This is a genomic window from Kitasatospora sp. NPDC058170, assembly GCF_042883905.1.
Taxonomy (GTDB): domain Bacteria; phylum Actinomycetota; class Actinomycetes; order Streptomycetales; family Streptomycetaceae; genus Kitasatospora.
The window spans coordinates 321,573-337,135 of sequence record NZ_JBHVUV010000003.1; the positions used below are offsets into that span (position 1 = coordinate 321,573).

The following is a 15,563-nucleotide window of genomic DNA, read 5'->3' on the forward strand; positions in this document are numbered from 1 at the left end:
GCCCACCGACCGCTCGTACCTACCGACCACCCGACGGGAGCCACCGGCCCATGGCAACACTGGCGAAGCCGAACCTGCCCAGGTTCGACGTGGACATCTTCCAGAACGAGTTCCTCGCGGACGGCGCCCGCGAGGTGAACGCCATCGTCACCGTCACCGCGACCGGCGGCGGCACCTCCGGCGGCCGTCCGCTGGGGGTGTCCGACTCCGCGCAGGACGCGGGCGCCCAGGACGCCGCCGTGGTGATCATGGTCGACTGCTCCGGCTCGATGGACTACCCGGCCAGCAAGATGCGCGGCGCCCGGGAGGCCACCGCCGCCGCGATCGACACCGTCCGCGACGGGGTCGCCTTCGCCGTGGTGGCCGGCACCCACGAGGCCCGGGACATCTACCCCGGCGACGGCACCCTCGCGGTCGCCTCGGACGCCACCCGCGCCCAGGCCAAGGAGTCGCTGCGCCGCCTCAGCGCGGCCGGCGGCACCGCCATGGGCACCTGGCTGGCCAAGGCCGACAAGCTCTTCCTGACCCGCCGCGACATCGCCATCCGGCACGCCATCCTGCTCACCGACGGCAACAACGAGCACGAGAACGCGGCCGACCTGGACCGCGCCATCGAGCGGGCCTCCGGCCACTTCACCGCCGACTGCCGCGGTGTCGGCACCGACTGGCGGGTGGACGAGCTGCGGAAGATCTCCTCCGCGCTGCTCGGCACCGTCGACATCGTCGCCGAACCGTCCGGCCTGGCCGAGGACTTCCGTTCGATGATGGCCGACGCGATGGGCAAGCAGGTCGCCGACGTCGCGCTGCGGATCTGGACGCCGGCCAACGCGGTGGTCAAGTTCGTCAAGCAGGTCGCCCCCGCGGTGGAGGACCTCACCGGCCGCCGCGCCGAGGCCGGTCCGCGGGCCGGCGACTACCCCACCGGCTCCTGGGGCGACGAGAGCCGCGACTACCACGTCTGCGTGGAGGTCCCGGCCGCCGCCGTCGGCAACGAGATGCTCGCCGCCCGGATCAGCCTGGTGCTGCCCGCCACCACCGCCGCGGGGGCACCCGAGGTGCTGACCCAGGGCCTGGTCAAGGCGGTCTGGACGGACGACCTGGCCTCCTCCACCCGGATCAGCCCGCAGGTCGCCCACTACACCGGGCAGGCGGAGCTGGCCTCGTCCATCCAGGAGGGCCTGGAGGCGCACCGGGCGGGGGACGTGGACCGCGCCACCGCGAAGCTCGGCGCCGCCGTCCGGATCGCCCACGCGACCGGCAACGACGGCACGTTCAAGCTGCTGCAGAAGGTGGTCGACGTCGTCGACCCGAAGGAGGGTACGGTTCGGTTCCGTAGGAACGTGAGCGAGGCCGACTCGATGACCCTCGAGACCCGGTCGACCAAGACCGTACGTGTGAAGAAGTGACCGGGCCCCGGACAACTGCCGTGCCCGGCCGGACGCTGCCCCAAGCTGGCTGGAATAGAGGGGGGACCTGATGCCGATCTGCCCGAGGGGCCATGAGTCGCAGGCCGAGGACTGGTGCGACTTCTGCGGCTTCCCGATGACACCGCCGTCGCCGATCCCGCCGCCTCCCGGCACGCTCCCGGGGGTTCCGGGCGGCCACGGCGGGCCCGGTGCCCACGGCGCTCCCGGCGCCCCGGGGGCGTACGGCACGCCCGGTGCGCCCGAGGGGCTCGGCGGCCAGCCCGGGTACCCCGGGCAGCACGGCCACCCCGGGCACGGCGGCGACCCGTTCGGCGGGCCGGGCGCGCCCGGTGCCGCCCCGCAGGCGCCGCAGGGCTTCCCGGACCTCACCGAGGGCCTGGTCGTCTGCCCGATCTGCCGCAGCCCGCAGACCGGCCGGTTCTGCGAGGAGTGCGGGTACGACTACGAGCTGTCCGCGCCCTCGCGCCGCCAGCACGCGGCCCCCGCGGCCGGCCACGCGCAGCCGCAGGCGCCGGCACCGCTCAACATCCCGGCGGCGTACGGCGGCCCCCAGTCGGCCCCGCCGCAGGCCCACCCGCAGACGCAACAGGGCCACCCGCAGGCCGCGCAGCAGCCGCACCCGCAGCAGGCGCAGGCCGGCCCCGGCGGCGCGCCGTCCGGCTACGGCTACCCGCCGCCCGCGCCGGCCCCGGCACCCGGCCCGCCGTACCAGGAGCAGCCGCCGCGCGAGGACTCCGGCCCGGTCTACGCCCAGCCCGGTCCGACCGGGCGCGGTGAGGAGTTCGGCACCTCCTTCAACCTGGCCCCGCCGGTCCCGCAGCCCGGACACCAGCCCGGACACCAGGCCGCCCACCAGCAGGTCCAGCAACCGGGCCACCAGCAGGGCCACCAGGCCCCGCCGGAGCCGGTCCGGACCAACTGGATCGCGGTGATCGCGGCCGACCGCGACTACTTCACCGACATGATGGCCCGCAGCGGCCCGGAGGCGGCGGGCCTGTTCTTCCCGCCGTACTGCCCCGAGCGGCGCATCCCGATCACCGGGCGCGGCCAGCTGCGGATCGGCCGGCGCAGCCAGCACCGGGGCACCGTGCCGGAGATCGACCTGTCGGTGGCACCGGAGGACCCGGGCGCCTCGCACCAGCACGCACTGCTCGCCGAACAGGCCGACGGCAGCTGGGTGCTGGTCGACCAGGACTCCACCAACGGCACCACGGTGAACGGCGGCGCCGAGCCGATCACCCCGCACACCGCGATCCCGCTGAACGACGGTGACCGGATCCACGTCGGCGCGTGGACCACCATCACCCTGCACCGCGCCTGAGCCGGACCGCGAGGAGTCGAGGGGGCCGCCAGCCCGGCCCCTTCGGCTCCTCCGCTGTTCCCGCTCCGAAGTAAAATGATCTTCAAAAGATATGCACCGAGGCTGCCGGTGAGCTCGGCGGACCCGTACGCTCAGGGCACATGACTGCAGCTATATCCGCCGACGGAATCCGTCAGCGGTACGGGGACGTGCAGGCCGTCGACGGGGTGTCACTGACCGTCGAGGCCGGCGAATTTTACGGGATCCTGGGGCCCAACGGCGCCGGGAAGACCACCACACTGGAGATCCTGGAAGGGATCCGCAAGCCGGACGAGGGCCACATCGAGCTGCTGGGGATGGCTCCCTGGCCGCGCAACGCGAAGCTGCTGCCGCGCATCGGCGTCCAGTTCCAGGCCTCGGCCTTCTTCAACAAGCTGACGGCGCGCGAGACCATCCGCACCTTCGCCTCCTTCTACGGCGTCGGCGCCAAGCGCGCCGACGCGATGCTGGACCGGGTCGGCCTGGCCGAGTCGGCCGGCGTGATGACCGACAAGATGTCGGGCGGTCAGGCCCAGCGCCTGTCCATCGCCTGCGCCCTGGCCCACGACCCGGAGCTCGTCTTCCTGGACGAGCCCACCACCGGCCTCGACCCGCAGGCCCGCCGCAACCTCTGGGACCTGCTGCGGGACATCAACTCCGAGGGCCGCACGGTCGTCCTGACCACCCATTACCTGGACGAGGCGGAGGTGCTCTGCGACCGCGTCTCGGTGATGGACCACGGCCGGATCCTGCGGACCGGCGCCCCGGCCGCACTCGTCCGGGAGATCGACGACACCGTCCGGGTCAGCGTGGAGTCCGGCCTGCTGACCCTCGACCGCGCCCGCGAGCTGCTCACCGCGGCCGGCGCCGAGCTCGCCTCGATCGAGGACGACGGTGTCTCGCTCTCCGTCTCCACCCGGCTCCCGGCCCCCGTGCTCTCCGTACTGGCCGAGCACAACGCGCTGCGCGGGCTCGAAGTGCGCGGCGCCACCCTGGAGGACGTCTTCCTCCAGCTCACCGGACGGGAGTACCGCGCATGACCGCCGAGCGCACCCAGCAGGCCCCGGCCGTTCCGGCCCAGCGCAAGCCGAACACCCCCGCCGCGCCCGACGGGCAGCCGGAGCACGAGCGGGTCAGCGCCTTCGCGAGCCTCTCCCGGGTGATGATCGTCGCCTTCATCCGCGACCGCGCCGCCGTCTTCTTCGTCCTCCTCTTCCCGCTGATGTTCCTGCTGCTGCTGGGCACCCTGCTCAAGGGCGCCACCAGCCCGCACGCCAAGGTCGCCCAGGTCGGCGCGGTCCAGATCCTGGACTCGGTGCAGGGCGACGGCCGGGCCCAGCTGGAGAAGGTCCTGACCATCAGCAAGGGCGACGACGAGGCCGCCGCGCTGGAGAAGGTCCGCAAGGGCGACCTGGACGCGATGATCAAGGAGGGCCCGGACGGCAAGGTGGAGCTGCGCTTCAGCGCCGCCGACCAGGTCCGGGCCGGCTCCGTCCAGGGCATCGTCAACTCGGTGGTCCAGCAGGCCAACCAGACCGCCAGCAGCAAGCCCCCGGCCTTCGTGCTGGACTCCGCCCAGGTCGAGGACAACTCGCTCAAGCCGATCCAGTTCCTCACCCCCGGCCTGCTCGGCTGGGCGGTGGCCACCGGCGCGGTGTTCAGCGCCTCGCTGACCCTGGTCTCCTGGCGGCAGAAGAAGGTGCTGCGGCGGCTGCGGCTGGCCCCGGTCAGCGCCGGGTCGATCGTGGCCTCGCGGATCGCCGTCTCGGTCCTGACGGCGCTGGTCCAGACGGCCGTCTTCCTCTCGGTCGCCACCCTGCCGTTCTTCGGCCTGAAACTCAGCGGCGACTGGTGGCTGATCATCCCGTTGGTGATCTGCGCGACCATCGCCTTCATGTCGATCGGCCTGCTGGCCGGGTCGCTGGCCAAGACCGAGGAGGCGGCCAACGGCATCTCGCAGATCATCGTGCTGCCGATGTCGTTCCTGTCCGGCGCGTTCTTCCCGTCCGACGGCATGCCCGGCTGGCTGAAGGCCTTCTCCGAGGTGCTGCCGCTGAAGCACCTGGTGACCGCCGCCCAGTCGGTCCTCTCCCGGGGCGGCGGCGTGACGGACGCGCTGCCGGCCATGGGCGTGCTGCTGGGCTTCGCCGCCGTGATCACCGCGATCTCCTGGCGGTTCTTCCGCTGGGAGGACGCGTAGCCGTCGGCACCGCCCGTCGCGCCACCGCCTCCACCGTCTCCACCGCCTGCCGCGTAGCGGCCGGCACCGCCTGAACCCGCACGGGGTCGTACACCGGAAGTCCCGGTGTACGGCCCCGTCGGCGTCTGCGACCATGGTCGGGTGAAAGAGATCCGGCGTGGCACGCTCAGCGAGGAGACCTTCTTCGACCAGGTCGGCGGGGAGCCGACCTTCCGGCGGCTGGTGCACCGGTTCTACCAGGGCGTGGCCGAGGACGAGTTGCTGCGGCCGATGTACCCGGAGGAGGACCTCGGGCCCGCCGAGGAGCGCCTCGTGCTGTTCCTGATGCAGTACTGGGGCGGCCCGCGCACCTACAGCGAGCAGCGCGGCCACCCGCGGCTGCGGATGCGGCACGTGCCGTTCAAGGTGGACCGCGCGGCGCACGACGCCTGGCTGAAGCACATGCGCGCGGGGGTGGACGAGCTGGCCCTGCCGGCCGACGCCGAGCGCCAGCTCTGGGACTACCTGACGTACGCCGCCGCCTCGATGGTCAACACCGAGGGCTGATCACGGCCCAGGTCCTGTCCGGTCGATCTTGGCGGATCAGCGCGGCCTAGCGGATCGGGCTGAGCCCCAGCCCCGCGCCGGGCGCCGCCGCCGTCCGGACGGCGACCGAACCGGCCGGGGCGCTCAACCGCAGCCAGCCGCCCACCTTGTGCACGGTCAGCGGCGCGCCCGGCTTGAGGAAGCCGATCACGTACGCGGCGTGCGCGGCGCGCAGCGGCAGTTCGGGCATGGCCGTCAGCGGCCGGGACCAGATCTCGTCGGCGAGCGCGTCCAGCACGGCGCGGGTGCGGTGGTGCTCCGGGACGGCCTCGCTGCGCTCGCGGAACTCCCCCACCCCGGCCATCAGTTCGGGGTAGACCTGGAGGACGGGCGGTTCGCCGAGCAGCCGCCAGCCGGTCCGCGGCGGCAGCAGCCCGGCCCAGGCCGGGCCGGTCACCGGCGCGGGCAGGGTGACGGTGTCGGCCGCGGCGTCGACGCCGTCGAGGAGCTGGCCCGCCGAGACGGTGAGGTCGGCCGCGGCGTCGAGCCCGGCCAGCCGCACGGTGCGGACCGCCAGCGCGCCCGAACCGCCCAGCGGCAGCCGTCCGAAGACCGCCAGCACCCCGGCCCCCTGCTCCGCGGGAACGGCCTGCAGCCGCACCGCGGCCGCCCGGTCGAAGCGCAGCAGGCGCACCAGGAAGGCGGCCAGGTCGTCGGCCTCCCCGGCGTCGGCAAGGGCGAGGGGGGCGGTACTCGTCATCAACGCGCTTCAGCTCGCATCCGTGGGACTGTCAGGGTTCAGGCGACGGCTACGGCCGGCTCCTGGTCGAGGCTGTGCCCGTCCATGAAGCGGCTGAGGAAGTCCCGCTCCACCGGGCTGATCCGGCGCGGCCGGCCCTCGGCGAGGTCATAGGGGACGACCACGGTGGACGCCCGGACGTACACCGTCTCGGTGCCGTCCTCGGCGGTGTCCTTGATCTCGTACGAGACCGTCAGCGAGGCTCCGCCGATCCTGGTCACCCAGGTCTCGATGGTGACCGGCTCGGGCCGGTGCACCAGCGGGCGCTTGTAGTCGATCTCGTGGCGGGCCACCACCGAGCCACCCGCGAACTCCCCCGCCCCGGCGGCGGCGGCCTGGGTGAACATGAAGTCAATCCGGGCCTCCTCCAGGTAGCGCAGGAAGACCACGTTGTTGACGTGTCCGAACGCGTCCATGTCGGACCAGCGCAGCGGGCAGGCGTAGATGTGGCGTGCCACGGGTGTTCTCCTCAACCTTGTTGACCCGTCAGTAGCCTACGGGCGACGGGCCGCGGCCCGGCAGACCGCCCCGGAGGGCAGTCTGCCGGGCCGTTGTTACGCCCGGGTGTCCCGGGCGCGGCGGGCCGACCGATGCTCAGCCCCGGGTCAGCTTCTTGTAGGTGGCCCGGTGCGGACGGGCGGCGTCCGCGCCCAGCCGCTCGATCTTGTTCTTCTCGTACGACTCGAAGTTGCCCTCGAACCAGAACCACTTGCTCTCGCCCTCGTAGGCGAGGATGTGGGTGGCCACCCGGTCCAGGAACCAGCGGTCGTGGGAGATGACCACGGCGCAGCCGGGGAACTCCAGCAGCGCGTTCTCCAGCGAGGAGAGGGTCTCGACGTCGAGGTCGTTGGTCGGCTCGTCGAGGAGCAGCAGGTTGCCGCCCTGCTTGAGGGTGAGCGCCAGGTTCAGGCGGTTGCGCTCACCGCCGGAGAGCACGCCGGCCGGCTTCTGCTGGTCCGGGCCCTTGAAGCCGAAGGCGGACACGTAGGCGCGGGACGGCATCTCGACCTGGCCGACGTTGATCCAGTCCAGCCCGTCGGAGACGACCTCCCAGAGCGTCTTCTTCGGGTCGATGTTGGCGCGGCTCTGGTCGACGTAGCTGATCTTGACCGTCTCGCCGATCTTGACCTTGCCCGAGTCCGGCGTCTCCATGTCCTGGAGCATCTTGAACAGGGTGGTCTTGCCGGCGCCGTTGGGGCCGATGATGCCGACGATGCCGTTGCGCGGCAGGGTGAAGCTCAGGTCGTCGATCAGGACCTTCTCGCCGAAGGCCTTGTTGAGGTTCTCCACCTCGACGACGATGCTGCCCAGACGCGGGCCCGGCGGGATCTGGATCTCCTCGAAGTCCAGCTTCCGCATCTTGTCGGCCTCGGCCGCCATCTCCTCGTAACGGGCGAGACGTGCCTTGGACTTCACCTGCCGGCCCTTGGCGTTGGAGCGGACCCACTCCAGCTCCTCGCGGAGCCGCTTGGCGCGCTTGGCGTCCTTCTGGCCCTCGACCTTGAGGCGCGACTGCTTGCTCTCCAGGTACGTGGAGTAGTTGCCCTCGTAGCCGATGGCGCGGCCGCGGTCGAGCTCCAGGATCCAGCCGGCCACGTTGTCCAGGAAGTACCGGTCGTGGGTGACGGCGACGACGGTGCCGGCGTACTTGGCCAGGTGCTGCTCCAGCCAGTTCACCGACTCGGCGTCCAGGTGGTTGGTGGGCTCGTCGAGCAGCAGCAGGTCGGGGGCCTCCAGCAGCAGCTTGCAGAGCGCCACGCGGCGCTTCTCGCCACCGGAGAGCTTGGTCACGGCCCAGTCGCCGGGCGGGCAGCCCAGGGCGTCCATGGCCTGCTCCAGCTGCGCCTCGAGGTCCCAGGCGTTCGCGTGGTCCAGCTCCTCCTGGAGCTTGCCCATCTCGTCCAGCAGGGCGTCCGAGTAGTCGGTGGCCATCAGCTCGGCGATCTCGTTGAAGCGGTCGAGCTTCCCCTTGACCTCCCGGACGCCGTCCTCGACGTTCTCCAGGACGGTCTTGGTCTCGTCGAGCGGCGGCTCCTGGAGCAGCATGCCGACGGTGTAACCGGGCGAGAGGAAGGCGTCGCCGTTGGAGGGCTGCTCCAGACCGGCCATCATCTTGAGCACAGTCGACTTACCGGCGCCGTTGGGACCGAGGACGCCGATCTTCGCTCCGGGAAGGAAGCTGAGCGTCACGTCGTCAAGGATGACCTTGTCGCCATGCGCCTTGCGCACCTTGCGCATCGTGTAGATGTATTCCGCCACGTGAGATCGCTCCGGCGTCGTCGGGGAGTAATTCGGCTTGCAGCCTTCCATTGTGCCGCACCCGGCCATGAGTCCCGAACGGTGCGGTTGCCCCAGCGGGGTATCCGGCCGGGCCGCGGCGGCGGGCGGCCGAGCCGCCGGGCCCGCCGCCCGGGCGGCACGGGCGGCGGATCGGGGCGGCAGGGCAAGGCGGTGGGCAGGGCGGCGGGACAGGCGGCAGCGGGGTCGGAGCCGCCAGGACGTGCAACGGCCCGGCTCCCCGCAGCGGATGCGGGGAGCCGGGCCGGCGGTGCTTCAGGACCTCACTGCTTCAGGCCCGTGGGCCTCAGGCGGTGGTGCGACCGTGGCGGCCGCGGCGGCGCAGGACGAAGACCGCGGCGCCACCGGCCACGACCAGGCCACCGGCGACGGCGGCGATCATCGGGGTGGCGTCGTTACCACCGGTGGCGGCCAGGCCGCCCGTGGCGCCCGGGGCCGGGCTGCTCGCGACCGGAGCCGGGTGGGCGGCCGTGGTGGTGGCGGTCGCGGACGGCGTGGCCGTGACGGTCGGCGAGGCCGACGGGGTGCGGGTCGGGGCCGGGGTGGTCGCCGACGGGCTGGTGGTCGGCGTGGTCACGCTGGTGACCTTGCAGTCCAGGATGCCCTTGAACTCCTTGCTGAAGCCGTTCGGGCCGGTGACGGTGATGTCGTAGGCGGTGTCCTCGGCGACCGGCACCACGAGGGTCTCGATCTTGCCCGGCTGGACGGTGACCGTCTTGCCCGGCTTCACCGTGACGTTGGCCGCCTCGTCGCCGCCGTTGGCGACGTTGACCCGGACGCCGTTGGCGTCGCACTCGACCTGGGCGTTGCTGTCCAGCAGCGCGCCCTTGCCCTGCTTCCAGGTGGCCTTGGCCTCGTCGACCACGCTGAGCTTGGTCGAGCCGGCCAGGATCATGGTCTGGCTGTGCTTCTCGGGGGTGTAGCCCTTGCTCAGGAAGACCCGGCCGCTGGGCACGACGGTCTCGGCCGAGGCCGTCACGGTGGCGGCGCCGTCCGCGGTGCCGGCCGGCACGTCCAGGAACAGCTGGGTGTCCTTGGCGACCGGGCCGGTCAGGCCGGTGACCGGCTTGCCGTCCTTGTCGACCAGCTTCACCTTGTCGGCGGAGTCGCCGGCGACCGCCAGCTTCACCTCGGAGGCGCTGGAGTTGACGGTGAACGGGCCGAGCTTGGCGCCCGACTTACCCGACACCGAGTCCGGGGTCATGCTCAGCGAGGGCTTGGGCTCGGCGGCGATGCCCTTGTTCTTGTCGCTGACCAGGTAGTCCCGCAGCTGCTTGGCCTCGGCGTCCTTCGGGGTGGCGTTCTTGCCGTCCGAGAACTTCCAGATCGCGGCCTGGGTGCCGGCGGCGGCGTCGTCGGCGGTGAGCTCGCCCTTGACGCCGGCCGCGGCTGCCAGCTTCGTGAGGTCGGTGACCTGCGGGTAGGAGTTCTCCAGGATCCAGCGGATCTTGGCGGCGTCCTCGGCCTTCTCCTTGCGGCCGAGCGAGCTCGACTTCCAGTCCGACTCCTGGTACTCGACACCGCTCTCGATGTTGACCGGGTGGTCGATGTCGATGCAGTACGTCCGGAGCTCGCCGTTCTTCGTCTTGAGGGTGAACAGGCCGCCCTGGACGGAGTGACCGCCCTCGATGGAGATCTCCTCGCTCTGCATGGTCGGCTGGATCACCGCCGTGACGCCCGCACCCGGCTGGTCAGCTGCAGCCGCCGCACCGGCTGCGAGCAGGCTCCCGCCCAGCACCAGGCTGGTCGTGAGCATGACAGTGGTTATGCGGGGGAGACTCCGCGCCTGCGTCTGGAACATCTGTGATCCCTCCGGGGCCGGGCCCTGCCGATGGCAGCCCGCCTTGCATTGCGCGCGCCCCCTGTGGCGCCGCTGCACGTGTGTGAACCAGACGAATCCTATTGAGCCACAGAGGCACGCAAACCCCCATGCTGAATCAGGACGATTCCGTATCTGTATCGTTATCAACCCTCCCATCATCCACACAAGCTGACGATCAGCCAGAAACTCCAGATCTTTCACATAACCGTTTCGGGATTGCGCGTTCGGACACAACAACCGTCTCGATCAACATATTTGTCGACAGTTGAGATCACCTGCCGGTCAGATCAGGACCCCCTGTTCGTCACCTCGACCCACCCCCTCGGACACCCCGCCGGGCACTCCGTCAACCCCTCCGCCGGACACCCCCGCCTCCGGCTTCGCGGCCGCCGCAACGGCCTTGCGCACCGCCAGGGCGTCCACGATCCACCCCGGCACGGCGCCTCCGACCGACCCCACGGCCGACCCCGCGACCTCCCCCGCAGGCTCCCCCGCAGGCTCCCCCGCCCCCGGGGACGCCCGCCTGAAGGTCGTGGTGCCACGACTGAGATCGTGTCCGACCGATCGGGCGTCGATCTCGACCCTGCACCGCCGGACCTCCCCGTCGACCCACTCCCGCACCTTGAGCCGGCCGCTCACCATGACCGGGTCGCCCTTGCCCAGCGAACCGATCACATGGACCGCCAGCGCCCGCCAGGCCGTCACCGAGACCCAGTGGGTGTCGCCCTCGACCCACCCGCCCGCGGCCCGGTCGTAGCGGCGCTCCGTCGAGGCCAGCCGGAAGCTCGCCATCGGCACCCCGCCGGTCGTCTCCGAGTAGCTCACCTCCGTCGCGACATTGCCGATCATCGTCACCGCGGTCTCGTTCACAGAACACTCTCCGTTCTCTCCGATGCACCGTACGGAATCAACCGGTGTGAGTTGAGAGTGGACTTCCCGGGAAATCCGCACCAGGCAGATCCGAAATCCTGTGGACAAGTCCGGCTTGTGGAAAACCGACGTCACTCACAGGGGTGAATTTCAGCCCTTTCACGCCTACTTTGCGCCCAACTCTGCGAGGCCATGACAACAATCGGACCGCTTCCCACCGCGCCCCCGCACCCCCGGGGGTGGCCGCCCGGCCGTCCGCCCACGTCATCCGACCGAACGAACCCGAATACGGCCCCCCACCCGCGTCGGGGACGGCACTTTCTCCGTGCCGAATCCATAACGGGTGAGGCGGCAGCCCCGTAACGACTGCACAACGTCCGGCGCCGAAGACCGCCAGACCGCTGCACTCACGGCCTTCACCTGCGATTATCGGACCGCTCCACCGAGGCCGACACACCCGCGACGGTGTTGTAACACCCGGCCGAGGAACTGGACACCCTTATCCTGTCCCCGACAGGGCGAGGGTCCGCCAACCCCCACCCCCACCCTCAGGTACGGGGACGGGCAGCGGGCGCCGCACGCGCCCGTCACCCGATCCCGGCAACGGTCACGCCCACCCGGGCGCCGTCCGTCCCGCCCCCATAGCTCAGCGGATAGAGCACCCGCCTTCTAAGCGGTAGGTCGCAGGTTCGAATCCTGCTGGGGGCGCCACGCCCAATTCCCGCAGGCCAGAACGGCGGCGGGGCCTTTGAGCCACCCACCCGCCCGAATATGCCCGGGCACCGACCGCGCATAACCCGTGACAATGCGTGTCATGACCGGGTCGGAAACGGCCGCGCGGGAAACACCGGCACGAACGGACCGCCCGGGCCGAACTCGCCGAACGGGCCGACGCGACCACGCGCGCCGAACAGGTCGACCGGAAACCACCGGCGAATCACCCGCCACCCCGGCATCCGCCATCCCAGCCCGCCCGCCGCCCCCGCGGGCCACGGATCCCACCCGTCGGACCGCGAGCCCGTCAGCCCCCGGCCGGGACCGGCGGCGACGCCGCCAATCCCGCCAGATACGCGTCCACGAGCACGGTCTGCCGCTCGGGCGGAAACTCCTCCGGGGCGAACAGCGCCTGCACCACCAGCCCGAGGACGAAGGCCTGCGCCCCCGCCGCCAGCTGCCCGGCCGCCACCGCGTCCGGCAGCTCGCCGAGCCGCTGCGCGTCCGCGACGTGCCCCGTCAACGCCTCCCGCGCCCGCCCGTACCGACCGGCGTGCGCGGCCGCCAGCTCGGGATCGGCCAGCGCCACGTCCCAGGAGCCGACCCAGATCCGGTTGCCCGCGGCACTCGCCTCGTCCAGCGGGAGGATGTCCAGCAGCGCGGCCCGCAGCCGGGCCAGCCCCGCGGCGGGCGGCGGACTGCCGTCCGCCGGCGCGGTCCGCCGCGGCCGCTCGTTGGAGCGCCGGTCCAGAACGTCCAGCGCGTACGCCACCAGGGCCCGCTTGCTGGGGAAGTAGTGCGTCAACAGCCCGGTGGAGGCGCTCATCTCGGCGGCCACCGCCCGGAGCGTCAGCCCTCCGAAGCCACGGGCCGAGAGCACCCGCCAGACCGCCTCGGAGACCGCCACGCGTCGGGCGTCATGGTCTCCACGGGCCGGCGTCATGGGGCTATCGTACATACCCAACGTTTGTTATGTATGACTGCGAACACCATCGCCGGCTCTCCGAGGCTCCCCGAAAGGCCCGCCCATGTACGCCGTCCCGCTCGCCGACAATGCCGAGCTGCGTCCGCTCGAACCCTGGCAGGCCCCCGAGTTCCTGGCCCACATCGACCGCGCCCGCGAGCACACCGGTGTCTGGATCCCCTGGGCCACCCGCTCCACCGACCTGGAGTCGGCCCGCGCCACCCTCCAGGGCTACGCCGACAAGCAGGCCGCCGACGCCGGCCGGCTGTACGGGATCTGGCTGGACGGCACCCTGGTCGGCGGTGTGATGTTCGTGCAGTTCAGCACGACCGCCGACAACTGCGAGCTCGGCGTCTGGACCGAACCCGCGGGCGAGGGCCGGGGTCTGATCAGCGCCGCCGTCCGGCACCTGATCGACTACGCCTTCACCACCCGCGGCCTGCACCGCATCGAGTGGTACAACGCCGCGGGCCACACCCGCAGCCGGGCCGTCGCCCAGCGGATGGGCATGACCCTGGACGGCACCCTGCGGGAGTACTCCCTGCACAACGGCGTCCGCCAGGACATGGAGGTCTGGTCGCTGCTGTCCCACGAGTGGAAGCCCACCGCAGCCTGACCCACCCCTGCCCGACGCACCTCTGCCCGACGCACCGCAGTCTGACCCACCACCGCCTGACCCACCACCGCCTGACCCACCCCTGCCTGACGCACCGCCGCGCGGAGCCCGGTCGGCACACCGCCGGGCTCCGCGCGATCGGTCCTCCCCGTCATCCCGGCCGCCATCGGGATCAGGTGGAGGCTGGCCGAGGTCGCGGCGACCCCGCGGCCGACCTGGAGGTGGAGCGTCACGACCAGCGCCGGATGCTGGCCGGCGAGCAGGCCGCTGCCGTGCTGCCCGAGGCCCTCGACAACGCCCGCCAGGCGTTCGCGCCGGTCGAACGGGGGCTCGGCGACTACCCCGCCGCCGCCTCCTGAGAGAGTGGCCGCACCCACGAGACCCCGGAGGTGCGCATGGCCCAGCCGCTGCTCACACAGGACCGCTCCCCGCTGCCCACCCACGTCGACGGCCTGCACGCCCACGTCGGCGAGGACGGCGTCGCGGTGCTGGAGTTCGCCCGGCCGCACCGGCGCAACGCCATCACGCTGGCGATCTGGCAGGCGCTGCCCAAGGTCCTGGCCCGGATCGCCGAACAGCCGGGCGTCCGCGCCCTGCTGGTCACCGGGGCCGGCGGCACCTTCAGCGCGGGGGCGGACATCGCCGAACTGGCCGAGGTCTACGGGGACCCGGACCGCGCCGACGACTACCACGCCGTCAACGTCGCCGCCGAGGAGGCGCTGGCGGACTTCCCGCACCCGACCATCGCGGTGGTGCACGGCGCCTGCGTCGGCGGCGGCTGCCAGTTGGCCGTCGCCTGCGACCTGCGGTTCATCGCGGACGACGCGCGGATGGGCATCACCCCGGCCAAGCTCGGCGTGGTCTACCCGGCCGTGCCCACCCTGCGGCTGGCCCGACTGGTGGGTCCCGCCCAGGCCAAGTACCTGCTGTTCTCAGGCGAGTTGGTGACGGGCCTGCGCAACAGCGTGATCGGCCTCGCCGACCGGGTCGTGCCGGGGGACCAGCTGGACGGGACGGCGCTGGAGTTCGCCCGCCTGCTGACCCGGCGGTCGCCGCAGACCATCGGCGCCGTCAAGGCCGCGCTGGCCGTCCCGCCGGAGGAGGCGGCCGCCGCCCTGGCGCCCTGGGAGCGCCGCTCCCGCGAGGCCCCGGACGTCCGTGAGGGTCTGGCCGCCTTCCTGGAGGGCCGCGAACCGCGGTTCTGAGAAGCCCGCACCCGGCCAATACGATCATCCGGCCAGCACCGACCGACCCGCCTGGAGCACCCACCCGATGGCCGAGCCGACCACCGCGCCGACCACCACCGGCTCACCGGCCGCGCCGACCACCGGCAGCAGGCCGACCACCGACACCGGGCCGCCCACCGGTACCGAACCGCCCACCGGCCGCGAGGTGTCGACCACCACCGCCTGGGCCCGGCGGGTCACCGACGGCGTCGAGCCGAAGAACGTGATCATCACGGTGCTGCCGCTGCTGGGCGGGCTGCGCTACGGCTGGCAGGGCCTGGGCTGGGCGGCCTTCGCCGCGCTGTTCGCGGCCGTCGTCCCGACCTGGTTCATCCGGCGCGGGGTCCGCCGGGGCAGCTGGGAGGACCGCCACGTCGGCCGGCGGCAGCGGCGGCTGGTGGTGCTCCCGTTCGTGATGCTCTCGGTGCTGACCAGCCTCGCGGTCATGCTCCGGCTGGACGCCCCGGCCGACATGACCGCGATGGTGCTGGCCATGTTCGCCTCGCTGGTCCCGATCCTGGTGATCACCGTCTGGTGGAAGGTCTCCGTCCACACCGCCGTCGCCGGCGGCGCCGTGGTCTGCCTGGCCGTCGCGCTCGGCCCGTGGTGGCTGCTGCTGGGCCCGCTGGTCGCGGTGATCGGCTGGTCCCGCGTGGTGCTGCGGGACCACACCGCCGCGCAGACCGTGGTCGGCGCGGCGGTGGGCGCCCTCGCCGCCGGGCTGACCTTCTGGTCCGCCCGATAGGCCCCTGGGTCCGTCCTC

The 15,563-nt window shown here is 72.2% G+C and carries 15 protein-coding genes and 1 tRNA gene; 10 read left to right on the forward strand and 6 right to left on the reverse strand.

The features are described from left to right. Window positions 1-50: 50 nt before the first annotated feature. From ACFVVX_RS05955 to ACFVVX_RS05975, 5 genes are all read left to right on the forward strand, one after another. A complete protein-coding gene (locus ACFVVX_RS05955) occupies window positions 51-1,406 on the forward strand; it encodes a VWA domain-containing protein (RefSeq protein ID WP_387941841.1) in 1,356 nt (451 codons plus the stop codon). Window positions 1,407-1,476: 70 nt separating this feature from the next. After that, a complete protein-coding gene (locus ACFVVX_RS05960; protein ID WP_387941843.1) occupies window positions 1,477-2,748 on the forward strand; it encodes an FHA domain-containing protein in 1,272 nt (423 codons plus the stop codon). 140 nt (window positions 2,749-2,888) lie between these two features. Continuing rightward, window positions 2,889-3,806: an ABC transporter ATP-binding protein gene (locus tag ACFVVX_RS05965; protein ID WP_387941845.1), complete on the forward strand. Its 918-nt coding sequence runs from the start codon at window positions 2,889-2,891 to the stop codon at window positions 3,804-3,806. After that, a complete protein-coding gene (locus ACFVVX_RS05970) occupies window positions 3,803-4,966 on the forward strand; it encodes an ABC transporter permease (RefSeq protein ID WP_387941847.1) in 1,164 nt (387 codons plus the stop codon). The genes ACFVVX_RS05965 and ACFVVX_RS05970 overlap by 4 nt, the downstream gene beginning before the upstream one ends. A gap of 141 nt (window positions 4,967-5,107) precedes the next feature. Further along, a complete protein-coding gene (locus ACFVVX_RS05975; protein ID WP_387941849.1) occupies window positions 5,108-5,512 on the forward strand; it encodes a globin in 405 nt (134 codons plus the stop codon). Between the two features lie 46 nt (window positions 5,513-5,558). Here the strand turns inward: ACFVVX_RS05975 and ACFVVX_RS05980 are convergent, their stop codons facing one another. From ACFVVX_RS05980 to ACFVVX_RS06000, 5 genes are all read right to left on the reverse strand, one after another. Next, window positions 5,559-6,251, reverse strand: a complete 693-nt coding sequence (locus tag ACFVVX_RS05980) for a hypothetical protein (protein ID WP_387941851.1) — start codon at window positions 6,249-6,251, stop codon at window positions 5,559-5,561. Window positions 6,252-6,289: 38 nt separating this feature from the next. Continuing rightward, window positions 6,290-6,748 (reverse strand): acyl-CoA thioesterase, encoded by a 459-nt coding sequence (locus ACFVVX_RS05985; protein ID WP_387941853.1) that lies wholly within the window; start codon window positions 6,746-6,748, stop codon window positions 6,290-6,292. Between the two features lie 136 nt (window positions 6,749-6,884). After that, window positions 6,885-8,549, reverse strand: coding sequence for an energy-dependent translational throttle protein EttA (gene ettA / locus ACFVVX_RS05990; protein ID WP_387941855.1), 1,665 nt, complete (start codon window positions 8,547-8,549; stop codon window positions 6,885-6,887). 325 nt (window positions 8,550-8,874) lie between these two features. Next, window positions 8,875-10,344, reverse strand: a complete 1,470-nt coding sequence (locus tag ACFVVX_RS05995) for a Cys-Gln thioester bond-forming surface protein (protein ID WP_387941857.1) — start codon at window positions 10,342-10,344, stop codon at window positions 8,875-8,877. Window positions 10,345-10,692: 348 nt separating this feature from the next. Further along, entirely contained in the window at window positions 10,693-11,280 is a 588-nt protein-coding gene (locus tag ACFVVX_RS06000) for a single-stranded DNA-binding protein (RefSeq protein ID WP_387941859.1), read from the reverse strand. 635 nt (window positions 11,281-11,915) lie between these two features. Here ACFVVX_RS06000 and ACFVVX_RS06005 point away from each other — a divergent pair. After that, window positions 11,916-11,991 (forward strand) — tRNA-Arg (locus ACFVVX_RS06005). Between the two features lie 310 nt (window positions 11,992-12,301). Here the strand turns inward: ACFVVX_RS06005 and ACFVVX_RS06010 are convergent. After that, entirely contained in the window at window positions 12,302-12,937 is a 636-nt protein-coding gene (locus ACFVVX_RS06010; RefSeq protein ID WP_387941861.1) for a TetR/AcrR family transcriptional regulator, read from the reverse strand. A gap of 85 nt (window positions 12,938-13,022) precedes the next feature. On the opposite strand from ACFVVX_RS06010, the gene ACFVVX_RS06015 reads away from it, so the two are divergent. The 4 genes from ACFVVX_RS06015 (at window position 13,023) to ACFVVX_RS06030 (ending at window position 15,545) form a co-directional block, all read left to right on the forward strand. Then, the gene (locus tag ACFVVX_RS06015) at window positions 13,023-13,574 is read left to right on the forward strand and encodes a GNAT family N-acetyltransferase (protein WP_387941863.1); all 552 of its coding nucleotides are present in this window, start codon (window positions 13,023-13,025) and stop codon (window positions 13,572-13,574) included. 176 nt (window positions 13,575-13,750) lie between these two features. Beyond that, window positions 13,751-13,933 (forward strand): hypothetical protein, encoded by a 183-nt coding sequence (locus ACFVVX_RS06020; RefSeq protein WP_387941865.1) that lies wholly within the window; start codon window positions 13,751-13,753, stop codon window positions 13,931-13,933. Between the two features lie 36 nt (window positions 13,934-13,969). Beyond that, window positions 13,970-14,779, forward strand: coding sequence for an enoyl-CoA hydratase/isomerase family protein (locus tag ACFVVX_RS06025; RefSeq protein ID WP_387941867.1), 810 nt, complete (start codon window positions 13,970-13,972; stop codon window positions 14,777-14,779). A gap of 67 nt (window positions 14,780-14,846) precedes the next feature. Next, window positions 14,847-15,545, forward strand: a complete 699-nt coding sequence (locus ACFVVX_RS06030; RefSeq protein WP_387941869.1) for a hypothetical protein — start codon at window positions 14,847-14,849, stop codon at window positions 15,543-15,545. Window positions 15,546-15,563: the final 18 nt, after the last annotated feature.